The sequence below is a fragment of the Opitutus terrae PB90-1 genome (assembly GCF_000019965.1).
Lineage (GTDB): Bacteria > Verrucomicrobiota > Verrucomicrobiia > Opitutales > Opitutaceae > Opitutus > Opitutus terrae.
In genome coordinates this window covers 86,104-108,551 of sequence record NC_010571.1, presented here as the reverse complement: position 1 = coordinate 108,551, position 22,448 = coordinate 86,104, and the positions used below count along the sequence as shown (strand labels likewise).

The 22,448-nt window shown below is 66.8% G+C and carries 16 protein-coding genes; 4 read left to right on the top strand and 12 right to left on the bottom strand.

All coding sequences use genetic code 11. The annotated features are described in order from the left end of the window. Positions 1 to 104 precede the first annotated feature (104 nt). The 5 genes from OTER_RS00455 to OTER_RS00435 form a co-directional block, all read right to left on the bottom strand. Complete coding sequence (locus tag OTER_RS00455; protein ID WP_012372919.1) at positions 105 to 2,051, bottom strand: DUF4340 domain-containing protein; 1,947 nt, start codon at positions 2,049 to 2,051, stop codon at positions 105 to 107. A gap of 104 nt (positions 2,052 to 2,155) precedes the next feature. Continuing rightward, the gene (locus OTER_RS00450; protein ID WP_012372918.1) at positions 2,156 to 3,652 is read right to left on the bottom strand and encodes a GldG family protein; all 1,497 of its coding nucleotides are present in this window, start codon (positions 3,650 to 3,652) and stop codon (positions 2,156 to 2,158) included. A 135-nt stretch (positions 3,653 to 3,787) separates the two neighbouring features. Beyond that, entirely contained in the window at positions 3,788 to 4,549 is a 762-nt protein-coding gene (locus tag OTER_RS00445) for an ABC transporter permease (protein ID WP_012372917.1), read from the bottom strand. Positions 4,550 to 4,700: 151 nt separating this feature from the next. Then, positions 4,701 to 5,726, bottom strand: coding sequence for an ABC transporter ATP-binding protein (locus tag OTER_RS00440; protein ID WP_012372916.1), 1,026 nt, complete (start codon positions 5,724 to 5,726; stop codon positions 4,701 to 4,703). A 216-nt stretch (positions 5,727 to 5,942) separates the two neighbouring features. Continuing rightward, on the bottom strand, positions 5,943 to 6,941 hold the full coding sequence (locus OTER_RS00435) for a biotin--[acetyl-CoA-carboxylase] ligase (protein ID WP_012372915.1): 999 nt from the start codon (positions 6,939 to 6,941) through the stop codon (positions 5,943 to 5,945). 52 nt (positions 6,942 to 6,993) lie between these two features. On the opposite strand from OTER_RS00435, the gene OTER_RS00430 reads away from it, so the two are divergent. Beyond that, positions 6,994 to 7,305: a hypothetical protein gene (locus OTER_RS00430; RefSeq protein WP_012372914.1), complete on the top strand. Its 312-nt coding sequence runs from the start codon at positions 6,994 to 6,996 to the stop codon at positions 7,303 to 7,305. 147 nt (positions 7,306 to 7,452) lie between these two features. Here OTER_RS00430 and OTER_RS00425 read toward each other — a convergent pair whose 3' ends face one another. The 3 genes from OTER_RS00425 to OTER_RS00415 all read right to left on the bottom strand — a co-directional run bounded on the left by OTER_RS00425 (position 7,453) and on the right by OTER_RS00415 (position 13,654). Beyond that, positions 7,453 to 8,067 (bottom strand): hypothetical protein, encoded by a 615-nt coding sequence (locus tag OTER_RS00425; protein ID WP_012372913.1) that lies wholly within the window; start codon positions 8,065 to 8,067, stop codon positions 7,453 to 7,455. A gap of 258 nt (positions 8,068 to 8,325) precedes the next feature. Then, positions 8,326 to 9,603, bottom strand: a complete 1,278-nt coding sequence (locus tag OTER_RS00420) for a glutamate-5-semialdehyde dehydrogenase (RefSeq protein WP_012372912.1) — start codon at positions 9,601 to 9,603, stop codon at positions 8,326 to 8,328. A 148-nt stretch (positions 9,604 to 9,751) separates the two neighbouring features. Then, positions 9,752 to 13,654, bottom strand: coding sequence for a beta strand repeat-containing protein (locus tag OTER_RS00415; RefSeq protein ID WP_012372911.1), 3,903 nt, complete (start codon positions 13,652 to 13,654; stop codon positions 9,752 to 9,754). Between the two features lie 213 nt (positions 13,655 to 13,867). Between OTER_RS00415 and OTER_RS00410 the strand changes: the two genes are divergently transcribed. From OTER_RS00410 to OTER_RS00400, 3 genes are all read left to right on the top strand, one after another. Beyond that, positions 13,868 to 15,562 (top strand): sigma-70 family RNA polymerase sigma factor, encoded by a 1,695-nt coding sequence (locus OTER_RS00410; protein ID WP_012372910.1) that lies wholly within the window; start codon positions 13,868 to 13,870, stop codon positions 15,560 to 15,562. A gap of 126 nt (positions 15,563 to 15,688) precedes the next feature. Then, complete coding sequence (locus OTER_RS23440; RefSeq protein WP_012372909.1) at positions 15,689 to 17,068, top strand: TonB family protein; 1,380 nt, start codon at positions 15,689 to 15,691, stop codon at positions 17,066 to 17,068. 307 nt (positions 17,069 to 17,375) lie between these two features. Continuing rightward, positions 17,376 to 18,146, top strand: coding sequence for a hypothetical protein (locus OTER_RS00400; RefSeq protein ID WP_012372908.1), 771 nt, complete (start codon positions 17,376 to 17,378; stop codon positions 18,144 to 18,146). A 16-nt stretch (positions 18,147 to 18,162) separates the two neighbouring features. Here OTER_RS00400 and OTER_RS23435 read toward each other — a convergent pair whose 3' ends face one another. From OTER_RS23435 to OTER_RS00380, 4 genes are all read right to left on the bottom strand, one after another. After that, a complete protein-coding gene (locus tag OTER_RS23435) occupies positions 18,163 to 19,920 on the bottom strand; it encodes an adenylate/guanylate cyclase domain-containing protein (protein WP_012372907.1) in 1,758 nt (585 codons plus the stop codon). Beyond that, positions 19,920 to 20,570 (bottom strand): carboxypeptidase regulatory-like domain-containing protein, encoded by a 651-nt coding sequence (locus OTER_RS00390; protein WP_012372906.1) that lies wholly within the window; start codon positions 20,568 to 20,570, stop codon positions 19,920 to 19,922. The genes OTER_RS23435 and OTER_RS00390 overlap by 1 nt, the downstream gene beginning before the upstream one ends. 159 nt (positions 20,571 to 20,729) lie before the next feature. Further along, positions 20,730 to 21,623, bottom strand: coding sequence for a hypothetical protein (locus OTER_RS00385; RefSeq protein WP_012372904.1), 894 nt, complete (start codon positions 21,621 to 21,623; stop codon positions 20,730 to 20,732). A gap of 93 nt (positions 21,624 to 21,716) precedes the next feature. After that, positions 21,717 to 22,421 (bottom strand): arylesterase, encoded by a 705-nt coding sequence (locus OTER_RS00380; RefSeq protein WP_012372903.1) that lies wholly within the window; start codon positions 22,419 to 22,421, stop codon positions 21,717 to 21,719. Between the last annotated feature and the right edge of the window lie 27 nt (positions 22,422 to 22,448).

The window sequence follows — 22,448 nt, the reverse complement described above, 5'->3', positions numbered from 1 at the left end:
GGGCGCTCACTCCGTGAGCGCCGCGGATGTCGAGCGAACTCCCGGCGGGCAGCGGAATGCCCGCCCTACCTCGGAAACAGCGGTTCGAAAATCCATGACAACCTCTACGCGGACGGCGGAGTCGTGGCGTTCGCCGGCGGCGTGGGCCCGGGATCGCGCGGTCCTTCGGTCAACTGCCACAACGCATCGAGCAAGGGCTGTTCGATCTCGAACACGGCGTTGAACTCGTTCGCGGGCGAACCCGCGAGCTGGCGGCCGCCGCCGAGCCGTGGCGTGAGAAACAGCGTCGTGGTGCTGGTCTGTTCGCCGGCGCCGCCGGTCAACGTGATCGTCGCGGTGAGTTGATAGCGCCACGGGCGTTCCTCACCTGCGGCCACGACGCGATCGGCGAATTGGTCGAGTACGAACTCCTGCGCGCGCAGCCGCCGTAGGCTCGCGAGGATCTTCGGCACGGCGTCGGGCGCAGGAACCATCGCGGTAGGCTGGCCGTTATTGTCGACGGTCGTGTCGAGGATCATGCGTTTCTCGATGAGATCGGTGAGCTGGAGCGCGGTGATGCGTGCGCCGGCGGGCAGGTCGCGCAACAGCCGTTCGCGCCAGGCGCGCACGGCGACCGGCGTTTCGCGGAGAATTTCGGGATCGACCGCGTAGACCGAGACGTCGTCGGCGAGCTTGGCATAGGCGGGGCCGTCGCGGCGCGTCGGCTGGCCGATCTGCAATCTCACCGGAGGCGTGCCGGGCACCGTCAGCGTGATCTCGCGCTCGGGCCGGTTGAAACCCCACGCCTCGAGTTCGGCGTCGCGCGGGGCATCGCTCTGGAAACTGATCGCGGCGAGGAGGGAGAGCTGCTCGAGCAGCCGGTTCACCGAGGCCGCATCGGCCGGCAACGTCTGCGGCCCCTGCGCCGCGCCGGCGCGCACCACGATTTGCCACGCGCTGCTGTCGGTCGGCTGCGCACCGGTTTCGAGCCGCTGCAGCGTGAGCTGCGGCTGGTTGGGCGCGGCGAGCGTGAGCGCGGTGACGGCGCGCGGATCGAAGTCGAGCAGCCGGGACTCGCGCAACTCGACCTGCGCCTGGTCGAGCGTCTTGCGCAGATCGTCCTTGATCGCGACGGTGAACAACGCGCCGCGGCCGTCGAGCTGGGCGTAATATTCCACGTCGGGGACCTTGGTGGGCCCCTGGGGAATGGCGGTGGTGCCGAGCGCATCGCCGAGGATCAGCGTCTCCCGGCGATTGTTGCCCTCGAGCGTGATCCGGAGCGACGGCTTGTCCGCCGGCAGCGTGGCGGGAGGGTTCTCGGTCACAAACGATTTCACGCGCAGCGCGTTGAGGTCGTTGATCGCGAGCTCGGTCTTGGTCTTGCTGGCGCGGGCGTTGATCGGCGCCTCGAAGGTCCAGCGGCTGCCGTCGCGGCGCAGCCGGATCCGCAGGCTCGCCGGCGGCGCGGTTTGTAGGTTGAGCGAGCGCGCTTCGAAGACGGGAATCGTGAACACCGTTTCCGCGTGCACTTCCTCGAAGGTCATCGCGAGCGTGCGCGCGAGGCTCTGGCTCACGACGTGGATCCGCTCGCCGTCGGGCGAAAGCACGTAGAGCCGAATGCCGTCCTTCGTCAGATCGCCGAGCCGCAGCGTGGTGGTGCGCGTCGGCGTGCCGGAGCCCGGTTCACCGGACGCGAACGTGACGATCAGCCGCGGCTGCTCCAGGCCGTAGTCGGCGAGCGACTGGCCGTTCTTGGCCAGATCGCGCACGAAGAAACTCGTTTCGTGATCGAGCAGCTGGAGCTCCTTGATGATCCGGTCGACGGCACTCGGATTGGCGGGCCACTCCAGCGGCTTGGTCACGAACCACGTGTCGCCGCGGCGGGCCAGCGCGAGGTCGCGGTTGGCGCCGGTGATTTCGATCGAGCGAATGTCCGCGGCTTCGGCGCCGAGCACGCGGCGGCGGGCCTCCTTCCAGCTTTCCTCGATGCGCCAGCGGCGTTCGAAGCGGAAAATGAAGAAGAACAGCGCGACGTTCAGGAGCAGCAGGACGAGCGTGACTTTGGTGCGCACAGCAAAAGTTGAGAGTTGAGGGTTGAGAATTGAGGGCCGGAGTGCGCTGCGTGGTGGATTGTTCTAGCTCTCAACACTCAGCTCTCAACCCTCAACCGCGAAGCTCACGTCCGCCGCGTCCAGTAGACGAGGAGGCCGAGCAGGCCGGCGACGCTGGGCAGCACGAGCAACAGGCTGTAGCGGAGCCGGGACAGTTCGCTCGCGCTGAGCGAGAGCTGGAAGCGCTCGATCGGCCGGGCCGGGATGTTGAACTGCGCGTCGCGGTCCACCGACCAGTTCACGGCGCTCAGGAAAATGTTGAGGTTGGCAAAATCGGCGATGCGGTTGTTGCCGATGAGATCGCCGGTGCCGAACACCACGAGCCGGCCGCCGCGAACGCTGAACGGCAGGTTGTCGCGCACCGAGACCCGTTCGGACGCGACCGCGACGCCCAATCGATCACGCGGCTCCATGCCGGGGATGGGGCGAATGTCGATGCCGACGTCGTAGCGGTGAGCGATGTTTTCGCGGTAGCTGACCTCGCCCCACGCCGTCGTGGAGGTGGCGGCGAGGGTGGTGACGGTGAGCCCGGCGCCGAGCGAACGTCCCGGATCGGGACGCACCGAGCGCGCGGGGCCGATCCGCGGCAACGCCGTGCGCAGGTCGATGATGGTCTGCGTGACCGGATGGGGCATGAAGAACTGGAGCAGCAACTCGCCTTCCTCGGTCATGCTGTCCGGGTTCGTGTCGTAGATCACGTCGTCGTCGACCAGAATGCCCCAGTCGAGCAGCAGATCCTCGAGCCCATGCGGGAACGTCGGCGCGAGCAGCAGGATCAGCCGGCCGGCGTTGGCGGAGAGATATTGCCGGAGCAGCTCCTCCTCGATCGGTTGAAAACGCCCCTGCGGCGCGACGGCGACGAGCAGCGCGGCGTCGGCCGGCACGCGGCGGAGATAGCCGAGGTTGAGCGAATCGACCTCGAAATTTCGCTGCCGCAGCGCGTCGCGCAGCATCGAGAGCCCGCGGTTGGGATCGACATCGTCGGGGCTGAGCTCGCCGTGGCCGGCGAGGAAGTAGATTTTTTTCCGCGCGGGGTTCGAGACATCGAGGATCGCGGACGTGATCGCCTGTTCGCCGCGAAACGCCTTCTTCTCGCCGGCTTCAAGCTGGTAGAGCTCGTCCGGCGTGATGGTGCGGCGCTTGTCGCCGCAGAAGAGCACGATGAGGTTTGGCTCGGAGATGGAAAGCTGATCGGCCTCGCGCCGGCGCTGGTAGACATCGAGGTATTCGACGGTGATCCGTCGGTTGGTGTCGCCTTCGGTGGCGTAGGCGTATTCGCGCAGCAGGCCGCGGACGTCGCGGTAGGCCTGCGCAGCGACCTCGTTTTCCGTGTCCTCGACCAGCGTCACGACCATTCGCACCGGCCGCGGCAGGGTGCGCAGGTAGGAAAGCGTTTCCGGCGAGAGCGAATGCCGGCGCTGGTGCGTGAGATCGTAGCGCCACGCGTGATTGCGGGCGAGGTAGTTGAGCCCGCCGAACAGCGTGAGGAACAGCGCCGCCTGCAGCACGAGATTGAGCGTGCGGAGCCAGCGGGCGGCGCGGAAGCTGTCGAGGAAGGGCATGCGAGCTAGTTGAGAGTTGAGAGCTGAGAGTTGAAAGGAATGCTTCGCTTCGGCGCGCCAGAGCGGGCGGAGTGGAGGCGGCGCTTGGTGGTTTGCTGGTTCAGTGCTCTCATCTCTCAACCCTTATCTCTCAACTTATGAGTGCAGCAGCTTGGCTTCGACACCGAGGATGCTGAAGATCAGCGCCAGCACCGTGCCGCTGAGGTAAAACAGCAGCTGGCGGGTGTCGACGACGCCCCGGGTGAAGTCGTCGCGGTGCGCGAGCACGCGCGTGTAATCGACGGCCTCCTTGAGCGGCGCCAGGCTGTCCCGCGTCAGCCACGCGCTGTCGGCGAGATAGTTGGTTCCGCCGATGACCGCCACCAGCAGGACGAAGCAGATCACTCCGGACACCGCCTGGTTCCGGGAGAGCGAACTGGAAAAAACGCCGACCGCCACGAAGAACAGCCCGGAGACCGCGATGAAAATGTAACCGCCGATCATCGGCCCGATGTCGATGAACCGCGTGTCGCCCACGAACCGATACAGAATGTAGAAGAAGCCGGTGGTCGCGCCCCAGAGCGCCAGGTAGAGCAGGTAGACGGCGGCGTATTTGCCCAGCACCACCTCGGCCGTGGTGACCGGCGTGGTGAGGAGCGTTTCGATCGTCCCGAGCCGCCGTTCCTCGGCGAGGCATTTCATCGTCAGCAGCGGGACCATGAACAGGACCGGGAACCAGAAGAGCTGGAAGAAAACGTTGGCGGGCGAAATCTCGCGCGCGGCCTTGCTGTAGGTTTCCAGGATGCCTGTGAAGATGAAGCCCATGAAGAGCAGGAACAGCATCGCGACGAAATACGTCGCCGGGCTGACGAGCAGCATCCGGATCTCGTGACTGAGCAGCGTGAAAAAGTGTTTCATGCGCGACCGAGCGGAAGAACAACGGAGGTTCTGTAGGGCGGGAGCTCCTGATCCCACCGGGGTAGGGAAAGCGATGGGCGCGATCGCGGCGAAAACCGCCTGAGTGGCAGGGTCGGGAGACCGCGTCCTACGTCGGAGGTGGTCGTCACGTTCATCCGGCTCCCTCCTTGTTAATGGCCGCCGATTTCACTTTGCGCGGACGCGACAGCGGGGCCGTGACATCCCAGCTGCGGCGCGTCGCGGCGAGGAAGACGTCCTCGAGCGTGGAGTGCGCGCGGCTGAAGCTGCGCAACCGGAAGTTCTGCGCGGTGAGCGCGCGCAGCAGCGGCTCGCCGATCTCGTCCTCGCGATCGGTGGTCAGCGTCACGCGCCGGAACCCGGCGGCATCGGTGGCCGACTCGGCCGATATGCGCAGCGTCGGCTCGATGGCGGCGAGCAGTGGCGGCAAGGCGCTGGTGTCACCGGCGATCTCGAGCTCGTAGTTCGAATGGCCGAGGATCTCGCGGCGCAAATCCGCCGGCGTGCCCTGCGCGACGACGCGGCCTTGGTTGATGATGAGCACACGGTCACACGTGACTTCGATTTCCGGCAGGATGTGCGAGGAGATGATCACGGTCATCCGGCCGCGCAGGCTGGCGATCAAGTCGCGCACGATCAGGATCTGGTGCGGATCGAGCCCAATGGTCGGCTCATCCATGATGATCACCGGCGGCTCGGCGAGGATGGCTTCGGCGATGCCGACGCGCTGGCGAAAACCCTTCGAGAGTTTCCCGATGATCTTGTGCCGGACGCGCTTGAGATCGCATACCTCGAGCACCTCGTCGATGCGCGGGCCGAGCTTACGGCGCGGGATCTCCTTCAGCCGGCCGCGGAAGTAGAGATACTCCGACACGCGCATGTCCTCCGGCAGCGGATTGTTTTCCGGCATGTAGCCGATCCGGCGCTTCACCTCGTCGGGTTGCGACGCGACCGGCAGGCCGCAAATCGTGACGCTGCCGGACGTCGCCGGCAGGTAGCCGGTGAGGATCCGCATCGTGGTCGACTTGCCCGCGCCGTTCGGACCGAGGAAGCCCAGAATCTCGCCGCGCGCGACGGTGAAGGTGATGTCGCTGACAGCCGCCACCCCTGCGTAGGTCTTGAACAGGTGGGAGACTTCGATGGCTGGCGTGTCGGGCATTACCGGGAAGGCTGGAGCAACCGCGCGCGCAGGCGATGCGAAACACGCAAGTGGCGCGGCGCCGGGATGGGACCGCGACGCGAGTGGCCGGGCTCCATAAAATTGCGAGAGGACCGACTGGCATGGGCGTCGTGCCCGTCAGATGCAGGCGTGGGCGAAGCAGCGCGGCGCGGCGCGCCGTCCCAAGGCGGAACGCCCGGGCCACGAGAGGAACGGTCAGGCCGAGGCATCGGACTTTTCGAGGGTGACATCGCCCGCGTGGAACCGCTGCAAGCGGCCGGTTGCGCTGCGGATCAGGAGCGAACCCTCGTCGTCCACGCCCGCGGCGATGCCGGCGATCCGGCGGCCGCTTTGCAGCAGCGCGATGGGATGACCGCGCAGCACGTCGAAGCGCTGCCAGAGATCGGCGAACGTTTTCGTGTGCTCGCCATCGACGAAATGGTCGTACGCCAGCAACACGCGGCCGATCAACGCGGCGGTGAAATAGTTCACGTCGAGAGACGCCTTGGTCTTCTCGGAGAGCGAAACGGCGCGCCGGGCCAGGTCGGCCGGCCAGCCGTGCACGGGTCCGTTGATGTTGAGCCCCAGCCCGAAGACCAGATCGCGAATCTGGTCGGCGTCGATCCGCGCCTCGGTGAGCATGCCGCCGGCCTTGCGACCATCGAACAGGATATCGTTGGGCCACTTGATCCCGGGGGCGAGCTGCGCGACGGTGGCGATGAGTTCGCAGACGTTCACGCCCATCCACAACGTGAACGCGCCCATCCGGGTGGGAGAAATTTTCGGTCGGAACGCGAAGCTGGCGTAAAGATTGCCCGGTGCCTCGCTGTGCCAGCTGCGACCCAGCCGGCCACGGCCATGCGTCTGCCGGTGCGCGAGGACGACGAACGGCGCGATCCGGCCGGCGGCGAGCTGGCGCGCGGCTTCGTCGTTGGTGCTGTCGACCTCGTCGAGCAGCAGGATCGGAAACTCGCGTCGCCGGCCCTGCAGATGGGCGCGGATCAGCGTGAGATGGAGCCGGTCGGGCCGGCGCACGAGCCGGTAGCCGCGGGAGCGCGCGGCTTCGAACCGGAAGCCCTGCGTGCGCAGTTTTTCCATGTGCAGCCAGATCGCGACGCGGCTCAGCCCGAGCTTGGCCGCGAGCGCCGAGCCCGAGACGTAGTCGGGTTCGTGGGCCAGCAGCTCGCGAAGGATCACCAGTTCTGTGTCGGCCATGAAATGCGTTGCGCCGGTTGAAACTACAAAGGGCCCGCCCATGGTGGGGCAAATGTCATTTGCAGAATTCGCTGCCTCTGTCGCGTGCGATGCCGCGCCCCCCGAGGGGCTTAGCGCCGCCTTGCAGGCGCTCTGGCACGACCACCACGGCGACTGGGCGCAGGCGCATGCGCTGGCGCAGGAAGACCGGAGCGAGGACGGAGCGCTGGTGCACGCGTATCTGCACCGCGAAGAGGGTGATCGGGCGAACGCCGGCTACTGGTATGAGCGCGCGGGCCGCAGCCGGCCGGTTGACGAGGTGACGCTCGCGGCCGAATGGGAACAGATCGCGCGCGAGTTGCTCGGCGAGCCGGCAAAAGCGTGAGCCGGAAGGCGGTTTTGGCGCCGCTTTTGCGTAGCGGCAGGCGTCCCTGTTGGATGATGACCAAGCCGGCAGGCACGCCATTCGACAAGCTCAGGCCCTGAGCAGGGTCGAGGGGGAGACCTGCCGCTACTTCAGGCGGAAGCAGCGCTATTCGAACCTGCGCTGATAGCCGACGTCGCGCGTGCGCATGTAGGTCTGATCGGTCTCGCGCTTGATGTACGCGCCCGCATCGGCGTCGACCCGGCCGATGCTCTGCGCGGTGTCGTTCAGCTCGGCCATGTTATCGAGTCGCTCCTGTTCTGCATACATCATCAACGCGTGCTGCTCGGGCGACGCGGTCAGGAACGGGACGTAGATGCTGTTCAGCAACCGGTAGGTCGGCGTGAGATAGCGACGCTTGGCGAGCTCGGCGAAGCCGCCCTGCGTGTAAATGTCGCGTTCGCGAAAAACCGGGGGCCGGCGTTCGCGCACGGTGTATTTCGGCAGGCGGATGATGCCGTTGCGGGGCTTGTCGACCTCGCGCAGATCGACCTCCTCGTCTTCGGGGCGGGGCTTGGGCGGCGGATTGAATTTCGGCATGCTCGCCGCCAGGGTCGAAGCGAGATTGTCGGAAATCGCCCGGTCCCGCTTCGGCTTTGGTGCCGGCGTGGTAGGCGCGGGCTCGGGGCGGTCCGCCGCGAGGGGCGAGGTCTCAGCGAAGCCGGCCGGCGCCACGAGGGCGACGGTGAGCGACAGGAGGGAGGCGCGGACGAGGCGGTTCATGACGGGTGAGTCAATCTATGGTTGGCGGAGTTCCGCGCAACTCCGGGTTCGGGCTGGCACGGGAACTCGGTGCGTCACAAATGCTCACGCGGGCGGGGACGGCATGCCGCGTGCCACGGGCGGCCCGTCCTATTCTGCGGGCATCTTTCGCGCCGTGGTTTTCGTCCGCTAAGCTACGCGAATTTCGCTCATCAGCGATTCGCGTTCATTCGCGTCGCTTAGCGGGCAAACTCTTCTGCCTCTTTCGGGTTCTTCGAGTCAGCTGCGGACCTGGCCGATGCCGGAGACCAGCCACTTGTAGCTGCAGAGTTCCCGCAAGCCCATGGGGCCGCGGGCATGCAGCCGATCGGTGCTGATGCCGATTTCGGCGCCCAAGCCGAACTCGACGCCATCATTGAACCGCGTGCTCGCGTTCCAGAACACCGCGGCGCTGTCCACGCCGGCGAGAAAGCGATTCGCGGCGGAGGTGTCGTTGGTGACGATCGCGTCGCTGTGGTTCGAGCTGTCGCGGTTGATCGTGGCGATGGCGGTGTCGATCGAATCCACCACGCGCACGGCCAGAATGTAGTCGAGAAACTCGGTGGAGAAATCCGCGTCGCTGGCGGCGACGTGCGGCAAGTTCTCCTGGGCGAGGATGGCGGCGCTCTCGGCGTCGCAGCGGAGCTCGACGGGATGCGCGGCATTGAGCGCGCGGGCGATCGCCGGCAGGAATTTCGTCGCGACGCCGCGGTGCACGAGGAGCTGTTCCGCGGCGTTGCAGACGCCGGGCCGCGAGGTCTTCGCGTTGACGACAATCTGCTCGGCCATCTTCAGGTGCGCCTCGCGATCGACGTAAACAAAGCAGACGCCCTTGTAATGCTTGATGACCGGGATCGTGCTGTGCTCCGCCACGAAGCGGATCAGGCTCTCGCCACCGCGCGGAATGATGCAGTGCACGAGCGAATCGAGCGTCAGCAGGTGCGTGAGGGCGGCGCGCTCGGTGGTCGGAATCAGCTGCACGGCGTCGGCCGGTAGTTCCGCGGCGGACAGCGCTTGCGCGATGAGCGCGGCGAGCGCGGTGTTGGTGTGGAAGCTCTCCTTGCCGCCGCGGAGGATGGCGGCGTTGCCGCTCTTCAGGCAGAGCGCGGCGCAATCGATGGTCACGTTGGGCCGCGCCTCGTAGATGATGCCGATGACGCCGATCGGCACGCGGACGCGGCGCAGCACCAGGCCGTTCGGTCGCGTGGTTTCCTCGAGCACTTCGCCGACGGGATCGGGCAGCGTGGCGACGTGGCGCACGCTGTCGGCGAGCTGGGTGAGCCGGATCGGCGTGAGGGTGAGTCGATCGATCTGCGCCTGGGTCAGGCCGTGCTTCTTGGCGGCGGCGATGTCGAGCTGGTTGGCGTTGAGCAGCGGCAGCGTCGAGCCGGCGATGAGGTCCGCGAGTCGGAGCAGCGCGCTGTTCTTGGCGGCGGTGGACGTGGTCGCGAGCGTGAGCGACGCGGCGCGGGCGCGTTGCGCGATCAAAGTGACGAGCTGGGCGAGATCGGCGGACATTGCGGGAAGTTAAGCGGGCGGGCGCGGTGAAGACACGAACGAATTTCGCCGGGAGGGAACTGCAAGCAGGTGGTCCCCGGCGTCCCTGCCGGGCCGAGTGGCGGTCTGTTTTTCAGACCGCCGGGACGGCGGGCTCCACCCCGACAGTTCAGTGCCGCTGTCGCCGGCGGAGCGCGCCGACGCCGACGATTGCGAGCCCGGTAATCAACAGCGCCCAGGTCGATGGCTCGGGGACGGGCGTGAAATTGAGCAGGATGCTGGAGCCGGACAGGGAGAGCGAGAAAGTCGCCTCGCCCATGTATTCGTCAAAGAGCGAGTGATCGATCGTGTAGTTGAAGTTGGCGAAACCGTCCATCGTCGCGGCCTGGAACAGCTCGAACGTGACAGTTTGCCCCGGGATGAAGCCGGACGCCGGCCCAATTACTCCAGCGGCGCTCAGCGGAGTGAGCTTGAAGGTGAACGCATCTGCCGCGTTCTGCTCGAAGTGGAGCGTGGTGGGATTGACGACGGACACCCGATCGTAAACGGACGCGTTGAGCATATTCCACTCATAGGTGCCGCCGCCGTTGAGCGTGAGCTCGTTGAACGTGAGCGTGCCGATCGTATTCTCATTATTCAGTTCAGGCTTCAGCGTGACGCCGGCTCCGACGATGACGTTGCTGGCGAAAGTGCCGTTGCCGGCGATGGTGCTGCCGGACTCGAGCGTCACGGCATTGCTGACGTGGGCGCCGTTCATCAAGGCCACCACGCCGGCATCCCTCACCAGGATGCCGCCGCTGGACGCGCCGAACGCGCCGTCAGCGGCTCCGACCAGCACACTGCCGCTCTTGATCTCAGTGCCACCGGAGTAGTTGTTGCCGGTCCCGGTCAGCACAGTGAATCCCGAGTAGGAAACAACCCGGCCGGATCCGGTGATGCTGCCGCTGACGGTGAGGTCGTCTGCCTCCTCGTCGCGGTAGAACGCCAGCGTGCCATCGGCCGTGATCGGGTGGCTGAGCGCACTCATATCGGCATTCAGGGCTGCGCCCGAAATCTTCAGCGTATTGCCGGTGGCGATCGACGTGCCTCCGGAATAAGTCAGGTCGCCTCGCAGCCAGAGCAGCGAATCCGGCACGCCGGCCAGTTCGAAGGCGCCGGAGCCAGACAGCCACCCGCTGAACTCACCGGCGTTGCCCTGCAACAGCGCTTCCGCGGTGGGAGCCACGGTAAATGTGTTGCCGGAGCCAATCGCGATTTCCACCTCGGCGGCGATGTCGCCGAGGAAACGGGCGATGCGCTGGCTCTCGTCGATGTAGAGCTTGGTTCCGATCTCCATGCCGAGTGCCGTGGTGGCCGGCAAAGTGCCAGTGCCAGTCGTGCGGAGATTACCCGCTTCGATTTTCGTCCAGCCGGCATAGGTGTTCGTTCCTGACAACACCAGCGTACCCGCGCCTGCCTTGGTGAGCGCTGCCTCGCTTGAGCTGCCGCTGATCGTTCCTCCCACAGTGAACGTCGTGTTGGCCGGCGCGGTGAGCGTCCCGCCGTAGCCGCCCAGCACGATCCCGCGAGTCGGCGCGAGCGTCATCGTTCCGTTTGCGATCAGGCCGCCGTCCACGAACGTGAGGTGATTGGCCCCCGCGGTTGCGTCGACCGGAGCTGTGCCCAGGGAACCGTCGCCAAAAATCCGCAGGGTTCCGCATTCGATGGAGGTCGGCCCCGTAAACGTGTTTGCCGTACCTTCCAGCACGACGTTCCCGCCGATCCGGAGAGAACCGGTGCCTTCACCTTGGCCGATGTTGCCGGCGAGGATGAGAGGGTCGCTCTGCGCACCGAATCCGCCCTCGCCGCCGAGCTCGATGTCATTGTCCAACGTGAGGCTGCCGCTGCCGGCGGCGCCAAGTTTGGTTCCGTCACCCATCTTGAGCAGACCCACGCCCACCGGTCCGGCGATGACTACACCCTCCGTCTGCGAGGATCTGGTGATGACCACTGCGCCCTCTTCGACGACGAGTCCGCCGCTGAAGGTGTTCGCACCGTCGAGCTTCAGCATGCCTGAGCCGGTTTTGATGAGGCTGAGCGCAGTACCTTCGTTCCGCCAGCCGTCCGCGATCATCCCGGACAGCTCAAGCGCGGCCATGCCTTCACTTTCCTGCTGCACGTGGATCGAGGCTCCAGCAGTGCCGCTGTTGGGGTCGTCCAGGAGGATGTCATTCGAGAGGCTCAGACTCATGTCGATGGGTAGCGTGAGCGTGGTGCCGCGCCGAAGCGTCAGCGTCCCGCTGCCCGCGAGGCCGCCGGACATTTCCGGCATGGGCAGAAGCTTGAGCGTGCCGTCAGCCACCTCCAACCCGCCGTCGAAAGAGTTGTTCTGCCCCGATAGCGTGAGCGTGTTGTCACCGGTCTTCAGCAGCCCGACGCCTTCGTCGCCGCCGATATCGCCGGACAACGTGAGGTCATCTTGCGAGGTGTCGATGGTCACGGTGATCGATTCGTTGCTGCCAAGATGAAGGTTGTTGAAAAGCAGGATCCCGTCATCGGGGCCGCCCGACTCGGGCGTCGCGGCCAGCGTCGTGCCGCCGAGCAAGGTCAAGATCCCGGCGCCGACGGGGCTGCTCGAAGTTTCGATCTGTATTGTGTCGGGATTGTCGCGGTACGAGGAACGCCCCAACGTCAGCGTGCCTTGCTCGACAGTGAGTCCGCCAGTGAAGGTACTTGTGCCACCCACGCCACCCCCGAGGGTGAGATTGCCGCTCCCCGTCTTGACGACGCTAAGCGTGCCGCCTGCGGCGCCGTCTTGAATCTTGCCGAGGAATTCCGAGTCCTGGGCGTTCCCGATCTCGAGCGTGGCATTGATTGATCCTCCGTTCTCAATCGTCCCCGGAGCCGAGGAGATAGCTTCCGTCTCGGAATGAATTTCGCCTACGGCAGCACCATTGCCATTGAGCATGAGCCGGCCGCCGATGCCCTCCGCGAAATCGCTGAACACGAGTGAGGCACCGGAGGCCAAGGCGCCGGGTACCTCGACGGTCAAGGTGGAGTCACCTTTCAGAACCAGGGTGCCGCCGGAGATTGCGTTTCCCACACCAGCGTTGATCTGGGTTGTACCCGAGAACTCGTGGTAGCCGGCGTGAATCGCATCGGCGGCGTTAAGGTCCAATACGGCGGCATTGTTGAATTCGAGGGATCCATCTCCCAAGGCCATCGAGCTGTTGAGCTCGAGCGTGCCGCTCGACGTCACGATCCGGCCGGTGAACGCCGTATTGTCGCCGGAGAGTTTCAAGGTCCCCATGCCCACGAGCGACCAATCGCCGCTGCCGGCAAGCCTGCCGGCATATCCAAGCGTTGTCGTCGGATTCACTGCGAGCGTGCCACCGCCGGTTGCGATACTTATGCCGCGATTGGGCTCCAGATCGAATGATGTGGTCGTCTGCAGCCCGCCGCCGTCGAAAACGAGGTTGTTTGCCACCGGCGAGCTCGGCACGGCACCAAGATTGGCATCGGCGCTGATCACGAGCGTGCCGCCGCTCAGAGTCGTTCCTGCTTCGTAGGAATTGATGCCAGACAACGTGAGGACCCCGGGGCCAGCCTTGATCAGCCCGTACGGTCCACTCACGGTCGAACCAACAAGCAGCGTGGCATTCGCGCTCACATCCCACGTCTGATTGGCGTTGAGAATGAGCCCAAGCGACGGACTGAAAGTGATGGATACTCCTGGTTCTGGAAGGCTCTCCACCAGAATCCCTCCGCTACCTAGGGCGAGCGTGCCGGTCGCGTCCGTACTTTTCAGCTCATAGGCTGGATAATTGTATTCGATGGTGTTCTTGAAGCTCAGCCCAAGGACCGCATTGACGCTGCTGAAATCAACCGCCGTGGGGGTCGGCGGCTGAAAGATCGCATTGGTGCTGACGCCCGGCGCATCCGTAACCGGGTTTCCATCGATATCCTTCCAATTTCCTAGGGTGTTGAACTTGGCATCGCCCCCATTGCCGGTCCAAATCGAGGTTGTCGGCTCAACCGCAAAAAGAACCACGGACGAAGCGGCGAAGATCAGAAGCTGGAGGCGCGCTTTCATTCGCCGGGAAGCATGGCCGCGGGGTCGGATACCGGCAAGGGCAAAGCCCCCGGGGCGGAGGGTTTAAGACTTGCTGACAAGTGCCGCGCTGGCCCCCGGCAACGCGAGGCATTTTCAATCGCGCTGCTGCTCAAAGTGCCGCGTACCCGCTTCCGCGCTCGCGATTGCGTGTTCGGTTCCTACGTTGGCGGCTGTCAAGGGAGGATGCCCGCGATGACCGATGACCTCGAACTCCTCCGCCACTACGCGGAACAGCACTCGCCAGAGGCGTTTGCGGAGCTCGTGCAGCGGCACTGCGGTTTCGTCTATCACGCGGCTCTGCGCCAGCTGAGCGGCGACGATCACGCGGCGCGCGATGTCACCCAGCGCGTCTTCAACGATCTCGCGCGCAAAGCCGCCCAGGTCAGCCTGCAATCCTCTGTCGTCGGCTGGCTGCACACCGCGACGCGTTTCGCCGCCGGCCAGGTCCGGCGCACCGAAGCCCGGCGGCGGGAACGTGAGCTCGCCGCGCACGCCCTCGAACCCGCTGCGGCCGGAGCGGGCGCCCACGCCGATTGGGAGAAACTTCGGCCCGTGATCGATGACGCGATCGGCACGCTCAACGAGCGTGATCGCGAGGCGGTGCTGATGCGGTTTTTCGAGGACCGGCCGTTTGCGGAGATTGGCGACCGGTTTTTCACGTCGGAGGACGCGGCGCGCGTGCGCGTCAATCGCGCGCTGGAAAAACTCCAGTCCGCGCTGGCCCAGCGCGGGATCACGTCCACGGCGACGGCGCTCGCGCTCGCGTTGGAGGGGCAGGCCGGGCTCGCGGCGCCCGCGGGGCTGGCGAACACGGTCACCAGCGGCGCGCTGGCCGGGGCGGCGGGCGGACCGTTCGCGGCGTGGAGTTTTATGGTCAATGTGAAATTCGTCGCCGGGCTCGCCGGGGTGATTGCGCTGCTCGCGATCGGCACGGTCGTGCACCAGCGCGGGCAGCTCAGCGTGTTGAAAGCCACCGCCGCCGACGCCCAGCACGAGGTGGACGAACTGCGGGCACGGCTGCAGCAGGCGCAGGCGAAGATCGAGGCCGAGGGCAAGCGCGCGCAAGCGGCTGACGAGGACAACGCGCGCCTGATCGAAGCGATGGGCCGGATGGCTGCGCTCAACCGGCAGGACGCCACGGCGACATCCAAAACCGCGGCCGTGACGGAGGAAGAGGTCGACCGACGTCACCGCCACGCACGCGAACTGGCGGCGAACGGCCGGCACGCCGAGGCGCTGCAGGAATATCTCTGGTGTTTCGACGACGGCATGACGCGGTTTCCGCGCTTCTACGGCACGCGCACCAGTTACCTCCTCGCCGAGCTCGGCGAATTGGCCGACCAGTATCCGCCGGCGCGAGAGGCGTTGCGTGCCCGCCGGGATGCGGCCGCGGTCCGCATGCGCGGCAATCCGGCCGAGGCCACGGCGGTGCCGGAGTGGGTCGCGTTGAACGAGGTGCTCGGCGACGGCGCGCAGAGCCTCGCGCTCTTCGACGAACTGCCACCGACCGATCCGCGCCGCCAGGCGCTCGGGGCGCGGCTGGTGGGGACGTTCGTGGAGCAGAAGCGTTACGCCGAAGCGATCGAGGTGAACGACTACGCGCGGCAGCGCGGCATGCTGGAGCTTTCGATCTCGACCCTGCCGCAGGTGCCGGCGGGCGAGCAGCGCGAGGCGATCCGCCGGACGATCGTGCAGGGATCCGCCGCCGGAATCGAAGCGCTCGCGGGTGCGGGCGAGGCGCAGCAGGCGCGCGAGCTGGCTTGGCGATTGCTGGAGTTCGATTCATCAGAAACGACCCGGCGACTGCTGCAGGAACACGCGACGCGGGCGGGAGTGCCGGAGCTGATAAGCGGGCTGGCAACCACGAGCGCCGCACCGACCCGGTAACCTCCGCGGTAGCGCGCGCGCTGGACGCGGCTCGCCGGAACGCACCGTGCAGACTCGCGCCGAGCAGGGGGGCTGCAGAAAGATTTGTGCGGTTTTCGGCCGCGCGGGTGCTATGGATAAACCGCCATGAACGAGGATGCCGCACTGCTCCGCCGTTACGCTGAAGCCCGCGATCAGGCTGCCTTCGCCCAGTTGGTGCGACGGCACGTGAATCTCGTGCACTCCGCGGCACTGCGGCAGGTCAACGGCGACGCGCACCTCGCGGAGGACGTGACGCAGCTGGTGTTCGCGGACCTCGCGCGCAAGGCACGCGCACTGGTCGCTCATCGCGTGCTCGCCGGCTGGTTGTTCACCAGCACGCGGTTCGCGGCGGCGAAGCTCATTCGCGGCGAACGCCGGCGGCAGGCGCGCGAGCAGGAGGCCCAGACGATGCACGAACTCACTCACGATCCCGCGGCGAACCTCGACTGGCGGAAGGTGCGGCCGGTGCTGGACGAGGCCATCGCCGAGCTGAACGACACGGACCGCGAGGCGATCCTGCTCCGGTATTTCGAAGGCTGCGGCTACGCCGACGTCGGCGCGCGGCTCGGCGCGAGCGAAAACACGGCGCGGATGCGCGTGGAGCGCGCACTCGACAAATTGCAGGCGCTGCTCGTGCGCCGCGGCGTCACATCGACCAGCGGGGCGCTGGCTGTGGCGCTGGCAAACCAAGCCGTGGTCGCCGCGCCGGCCGGACTGGCCGCCGCGGTCACCGGTGCGGTTCTCGCCGGTTCGGGTACGGGTGCGCTGGTCGCGGCGAGCACCGCCGCGGGAACCGCCGCCACCGTGGCCGGACTGAGCAAACTGCAGCTCGGGCTCGCGGCCGCACTCGTGGTGGCCGGCGGCGGCGGATACGTGGCCCGGCACCTGGAGGAACGGGCTCTCGCGCATGAAGTCGCGGTGTTGCGCTCGGTGTCAGCGCAGAGGACGAGCGTGCAGCAGGAAAACGACCGGTTGGCGCGGGCGTTGCACGAGGCGGAGCGGCTGCGGCAGTCGGGAGCCGAGGTCGTGCAGTTGCAGCGGGAGGTGCGTAGTCTGCAACAGCAGCTGGGGAGCGCGACGGCGACGCCGGCCGGCCCCGCGCGCAGCGGGCTGAAGCCGACCGTCGCGGGGCTGCAAAACCTGAAGGATCTCGATCGGCTGCCGCAGATCGCGCGCACGGTCCCGCCGGTTTATCCCTATGAAATGCGCCGGGCCGGGATCGTGGGCTCCGTGTTGGTGCGGATGATCGTCGATGCGAACGGCAACGTGCGCGACGCGTTTCCGGCGAAATCCTCGCGGCCGGAATTCGAGTCGGCGGCGGTCGAGGCGGTGAAACAATGGACGTTCGATCCGGGCGTGAAGGGCGGACGCGTCGTCAACACCGTCATGGAGCAGCCGATCACCTTTAGCCTGAACGACGAGAAGGGCGTCGTCATTGCCGACGTGAACGAACTCGTGCCCGTTGATCACGCGGAATGGTTCTAGGGACGCTCAGCCGGGCACTGCGAGCAGAGCGAGTGTCGTGAACCCATCGCCTTCTCCAAACCAACTTCAACCACAAATGGACACAGATGAACGCAGATGGGAGCCCCATCTTTCGGGCGACGATCAAAGGGTGGCCGACAGCGGTCGGGTAGGGCGCGTTCTGCTGGCCAGCAGAACGTTCCGCGCCGCGAGCATCTCTGACCAGGGCGGCGACGAAGAAACTCGCCCTACCGGGGTCTCCTCTCCGGGTATGTTTCAGGGATATGTGTCTATCTGTGGTTAGGAACCTGGACGGTACGTTCGTAGCATGAGCTCGCGCAACGGAATCTGGACGGTCTTGGCAGTGGTGACACTGGGCTTCGCCGGGGTGCTGGCGGTGCAGGCGCAACGATCGCGGCAGCTGCACGCGGAGATCGCGCTGCTGCGCGAGGAAGCAGCGAGCCTGCGAACGCTGTCCGCCGAGAACCAGCGGCTGCGCGCCGTACAGCCAACCGCGACCGAGTGGGCCGAGTGGCGGACACAGGACGCCGAGCGCGTCCGTTGCGAAAGCGAAATCGCCCAGCTGCGCGCCCGGCTCGCCGCAAAGCGCGCGACGAGTCACGCGGGCGCGCCGGCGTTTCAACCGTCGCCGCCGATGCAGGCGAGTGCCTGGAACAACGCGGGTCGGGGCAGCCCGGAAGCGGTGTTGGAAACGGCGCTGTGGGCCGCCGCTGGCGGTGAGGTGGAGACGCTGGCGGACACGCTGTTGCTCGACGCTGAGGCGCGAACGCGCGCTGAGACGTTGCTCGCAAGTTTGCCGCCGGCAGTGCGCGCGACCTACCGAACACCCGAGCGGCTCGTCGCGCTGCTGACGGCCCGCGAGGTGCCGCTGGGCTCGATGCAATTCATCGCGCGCATGGAACGCGGCGCCGACGTGCTTCTGCGCGTGCGGCTGCAGCAGCCCGACGGCAGCGCGATCACGAAAAGCCTGGTCGCACGCGGCGGGCCGGGCGATTGGCGGCTGGTGGTGCCCGCGGGTGCGATCAGCCATTTCGAGGCGGTGCTGCGCGGACCGGAAAGCGCGTCGCCCGTGCGCTGAGCGTAAGGCGGCTGATTTAGCCGGCGAAGGACGATACCCGAAGCGCGGTGGGTTCGATGGCGAAGATCTCCACGGGCTCGTGGCGACCGCGAATGGCCGCGTGGCCGAGCGGCCGTGCGATGAAGTCGGCCGGAGCGGCTGGTCCGCGTTCGCGGGCGGCCTCGGCGCAGCGCGTCACGGTGGCGGCGCTCGCGATGATGTCGGTATGATAATCGGCGGTGCGGGTGAGCGATTGCAGCCGCGCGGCGACGTTCACCCCGTCGCCGATCACCGAGTAGTTGAGCCGTCGGCTCGAGCCGATGTTGCCGGCGACGACGCGCGCGGTGTTGATGCCGATACCGAGCGCGAGCGCCGGCTGTCCTTCCGCCAAAAGTTCGACATTGAGCTCCGCGAGGGCGCGCTGCATCGCGAGGGCTGCCGTGACCGCCTGCGCGGCGGGGTGCGACGTTGCCACCGGGGCGCCGAACAAAGCCATCACTGCGTCGCCGATGAACTTGTCGATGATCCCGCCCTGCTGCTCGATCGGCCGGCTCATGCGGTCGAGATAGCGGTTGAGCAGCGCGAGCAGCTCGTGCGGGGCGAGGCGTTCGCTCAACGCGGTGAAGCCGCGCAGATCGGCGAAGAGGATGGTGACCTCGCGCTCCTCGCCGCCGAGCGCGGCGCCTTCGCGGAGCAATTGCGCGGCGATCGCCGGCGAGACGTTTTTGTCGAGCAGATCGCGCACGCGGTCGCGTTCGGCGAGGCCTTCACTCATCGCGTCGAGACTGTCGGCGAGCCGGCCGAGTTCATCGCTGCGATCCCACGTCAGCCGGGCGGCGTAATCGCCCGCGGCGATCACGCGCGTGTGCGCGGCGAGCGCTTCGATGGGCCGGCTGAGCTGACGGGCGAACGCGAGGCTCAGCAGCGCGGCGAAGGCGAGGCTGCCGCAGCCGACGACGAGCAGGAGCCGCTCTGTGGTGAGCGCGGGCCGCAGCTTTTCATCGAGCGAGAACTGCAGCGCGAGCGTGGCGGCGTGTTCACCGGCGGGCAGCCGGCGCGTGGTGACGAGGGCTGATTCGCCGGCGAGCGGCAGCGTCACCATCTCGGTGTGCCGTCCGAGTGTCGGCAGCGTCTCGGCGAGCGCGGCGGCGGTGGTGGGCGCCAACGTGGTGGCGAGCAGTTGCCCCTCCTGATCCACGAAACTCACCTCGATGCGCGTGAGGTCCTTGAGCCAGCGCGCCAGCGCGTCGTCGATCCGGAACCCGACGGCGAGCCAGGCGACGATGTCGGGCGCGCGGACCGGCACGATCACCAACGAATAAAGCTCATGGTCGAGATAGTGGTAGCCGGCGGCGCGCGGCGACGGCGACGGATCCGCGTCGGCGGCTGCGACGAACCGCCGCAGCACGTCGGAGCCCGGCGCGATCCCGGCGGTGCAGGCGAGCGTGTTGCCTTCGGTGGTGAGCAGCGTGGCCACATCGGCATGAATGCGCAGCCGCACACTGTGGAGTGCGGACACCAGTGTGGCGGGGTCGCTCGCTGGGTTCGCAAACAGCGGTTTGTAGGCGTAGTCGCCGGCCGCGGAACTCGCGCCGGTGGCGAGGATATCGTTGCGATAGGCGACCACGCGATGGAACTCGCCGGCGGCCATGATGAGGTCCGACGCGATCTGCCGGCGCGCTTCGGCGCGATTCGCCCGCGAGACGATCAGGAACGTGCCCAGTTGCGCGGCGGCGACCACCAGCACCAGCAGGAGGAGCAGCTTGACGCCGAAACTGCGGAGCGAAATCCGCATCAGCGGTAGGCGCCGCTGCCGCCCATCTCCGGCGCGCGACGAATGCGCCGGTCGGGCTTGAGCTTCACCGTGATGACCTGCGTGCGCTGATCGTTCGGATCCACGGTGACCTCGCGCGTCACGACGGCGGCGATGCGCGGATGCCAGACCTCGAGTTGGTAGCGGCCCGGAGGCAACGCGGCGAGCGGGGCGATGCCGTTCGCGGGGGTGGTTGCGAAAAACGGCGTGGGCAGCACGACGATGTAGGCGGCCATCCAGTCGTGAATGTTGCAGCCAAGCGCCACGACGCCCGGACGATCGAAGCGCACGGGCTGATGCGGCTCGTCGCGATAGAGCGGCAGCTCGAAGGGCTTCGCCGCCGACAGCGAGTAGACGTGATGCTGCACGCGGTCGCGATTGGGAAAGCTGATCTGCGTGCCGACGACCACGGCGGTGACGTACGGCAGGAATTCCTGGTCCTGCTGGACCACCAGGACCGGCTCGGTGGGCGGCTGGATGGCGGGCGGCGTATCGAGTGGCCGCAGCGAGGCCACGGCGTCGGCGACGGGCGTGCCCTTGTCGTCGGTGATCTCGACGCGGACGTCGCCGCCGGCGCCGAACAGCGGCAGCGACAGCAGGGAAAACCCGAGCAGCGAGCGGAGGGATTTCATGAATTCACGAGACGATCGCTAGCCCGGACATTTCATGAAATTCATGAAATATCCGCCCTGCGGGCCGACTCTGTCGGGGCTGGCCGCGACAAGGTCGCTCCGCCGCAGGCGGACGGCAATTTCTGACTGAGCCTTACTCTTGTTCATGAAATTTCCGGGCTAGAACCGCTGGAGCAGTGTGAGCGTCCAGTTCTTTTGGCGATATTTGATGCCGACTTGATTGATGGTGGTGAGCCATTCGTAGCGGAGCGCGAGCGCGGTGTTGCGGGCGAGCGCCGGCGAGACCTCGAGCCACCGAAACGTCGAGCGGCCGTGCGTGCGGTAGCTCACCCAGTCCGGGCCGTAAAGATACGTGTAGTCCCAGGGAAGCTGGCGATAGTAGTTGGCCACAGTGGGGCCCAGCGCGCCGTCGAGTGCGCGGTGCCAGACCGGCGATGATGCATTGGCGGTGAACTCGCCCCACAAGCGGCCCATGCCGCCGGTGAGCTGCCAGCGGGTGGTGACGTCCCAGTTGAGCGCGGCGAGCAGCCGGCGATGACGACGGTCGAACATCGCGCCGCGGGCGTCGTGTTGCAGCCAGTCGCCGGTGACGGAGAGCCGCCAGGCGGAGCCGAGGCGTTTGCTGACGCGAAGGCTCGCCGTGGACGTGGTGCCGTCGTCGCGATTCTCGCGGGCGTCGCGATGAAACACGCCGGCGCCGGCGTCGATCGCAGGCGCGAACGGACCGAGCCCGAGCTTGCGGCGGACGCCGGCGCTCGCGCCGAACGAGCCGCCGTCGGCATGCGAGTAATCCGGCAAATGTTCAAACGTGGCGCTCAGTTCCGCGGTGGTAAGCAGTTGGTTTCGCCATTCGCGCCACGTGCCCGCGCCCAGCGCGAGCTGCAGCCGCTCGCCATCGAGCTGGTCCACCGGCGCGGCGGCGCGGGCGATGTTCTCGGCGGCGGTGGCGCTGAGCTCGACCCGCCCGGTCACGGGCAGGGGTACGGCCGCCACGGGCGCGAACGCGAGCACGCTCAAGGCGCAGAGAGGAAGAATCCTGCCGGGCTGGACCATGGGTGGAAGCGCGGGATGTTACTCACGCGAAGCGCAAAAGCTAGCCGACGGCCGGACATACGTGCGGGCTGCCCGGGCGATGGCTCGCGTCGTCTAGAGCAGCGGCTCGAGAATTTTCCAGACGTTTTCGGCCACGACTTCATGACCGCGTTCCGTGGGATGGATGCGATCCGCCTGGTTGAGCGCGTCGTCGCCGCCGACGCCCGCGAGCAGAAACGGCACGAAGGTGAGATGGTTTTTCGCGGCCAAGGCCGGAAAGATTTCGCTGAACTCGCGCGCGTAGTCCGGGCCCATGCTCGGCGGCATCATCATGCCGGCGAGCACGATTTGGGCGGAGGGAAATTTGGTGCGAACGCGGTCAATGATGCCCTGCAGGTTTTCGCGGGTGACCGCCGGCTCGATGCCGCGGAGTCCGTCGTTGGCGCCGAGCGCGAGGACGAAGAGGTCGATCGGTTGCCGCAACACCCAGTCCACGCGGCGCAGTCCGCCCGCACTGGTTTCGCCGCTGAGCCCGGCGTTGACCACGCGCCAGCCGGGATGCGACGGCGCGAGCTTTTCCGCGACGCGCGCTGGGAATGCCTGCGTCGCGGGATCGTCGAGCCCGTAGCCGGCCGTGAGGCTGTCGCCGAAAAAGACGATCGTTTTCGCGGCGAGCGGGACGGAGAAGCCCACGAAACAAACCCAAGAGGCGAAAAGGAGCGCCCGCGAAGCACGCGCAGGGACGCGAAGGCATTCGCGGGTGGGAAGAAATTGGCGGAGCCAACCGGCCGCTCGTGTCGGGAATAGACCGTTGAGCATCACGGTGCTTTCTTTCGTGAGATTCGT

Excerpts from the sequence above, each read along its gene's own strand:
- OTER_RS00420 (WP_012372912.1), bottom strand. The coding sequence starts at position 9,603 with ATGTCCGCCGATCTCGCCCAGCTCGTCACTTTGATCGCGCAACGCGCC.
- OTER_RS00440 (WP_012372916.1), bottom strand. The coding sequence starts at position 5,726 with ATGCCCGACACGCCAGCCATCGAAGTCTCCCACCTGTTCAAGACCTAC.
- OTER_RS00450 (WP_012372918.1), bottom strand. The coding sequence starts at position 3,652 with ATGCCCTTCCTCGACAGCTTCCGCGCCGCCCGCTGGCTCCGCACGCTC.
- OTER_RS00430 (WP_012372914.1), top strand. The coding sequence starts at position 6,994 with ATGTCATTTGCAGAATTCGCTGCCTCTGTCGCGTGCGATGCCGCGCCC.
- OTER_RS00435 (WP_012372915.1), bottom strand. The coding sequence starts at position 6,941 with ATGGCCGACACAGAACTGGTGATCCTTCGCGAGCTGCTGGCCCACGAA.
- OTER_RS00425 (WP_012372913.1), bottom strand. The coding sequence starts at position 8,067 with ATGAACCGCCTCGTCCGCGCCTCCCTCCTGTCGCTCACCGTCGCCCTC.
- OTER_RS00385 (WP_012372904.1), bottom strand. The coding sequence starts at position 21,623 with ATGGTCCAGCCCGGCAGGATTCTTCCTCTCTGCGCCTTGAGCGTGCTC.
- OTER_RS00410 (WP_012372910.1), top strand. The coding sequence starts at position 13,868 with ATGACCGATGACCTCGAACTCCTCCGCCACTACGCGGAACAGCACTCG.
- OTER_RS00445 (WP_012372917.1), bottom strand. The coding sequence starts at position 4,549 with ATGAAACACTTTTTCACGCTGCTCAGTCACGAGATCCGGATGCTGCTC.
- OTER_RS23435 (WP_012372907.1), bottom strand. The coding sequence starts at position 19,920 with ATGCGGATTTCGCTCCGCAGTTTCGGCGTCAAGCTGCTCCTCCTGCTG.
- OTER_RS23440 (WP_012372909.1), top strand. The coding sequence starts at position 15,689 with ATGAACGAGGATGCCGCACTGCTCCGCCGTTACGCTGAAGCCCGCGAT.
- OTER_RS00400 (WP_012372908.1), top strand. The coding sequence starts at position 17,376 with ATGAGCTCGCGCAACGGAATCTGGACGGTCTTGGCAGTGGTGACACTG.
- OTER_RS00380 (WP_012372903.1), bottom strand. The coding sequence starts at position 22,421 with ATGCTCAACGGTCTATTCCCGACACGAGCGGCCGGTTGGCTCCGCCAA.
- OTER_RS00390 (WP_012372906.1), bottom strand. The coding sequence starts at position 20,570 with ATGAAATCCCTCCGCTCGCTGCTCGGGTTTTCCCTGCTGTCGCTGCCG.
- OTER_RS00415 (WP_012372911.1), bottom strand. The coding sequence starts at position 13,654 with ATGAAAGCGCGCCTCCAGCTTCTGATCTTCGCCGCTTCGTCCGTGGTT.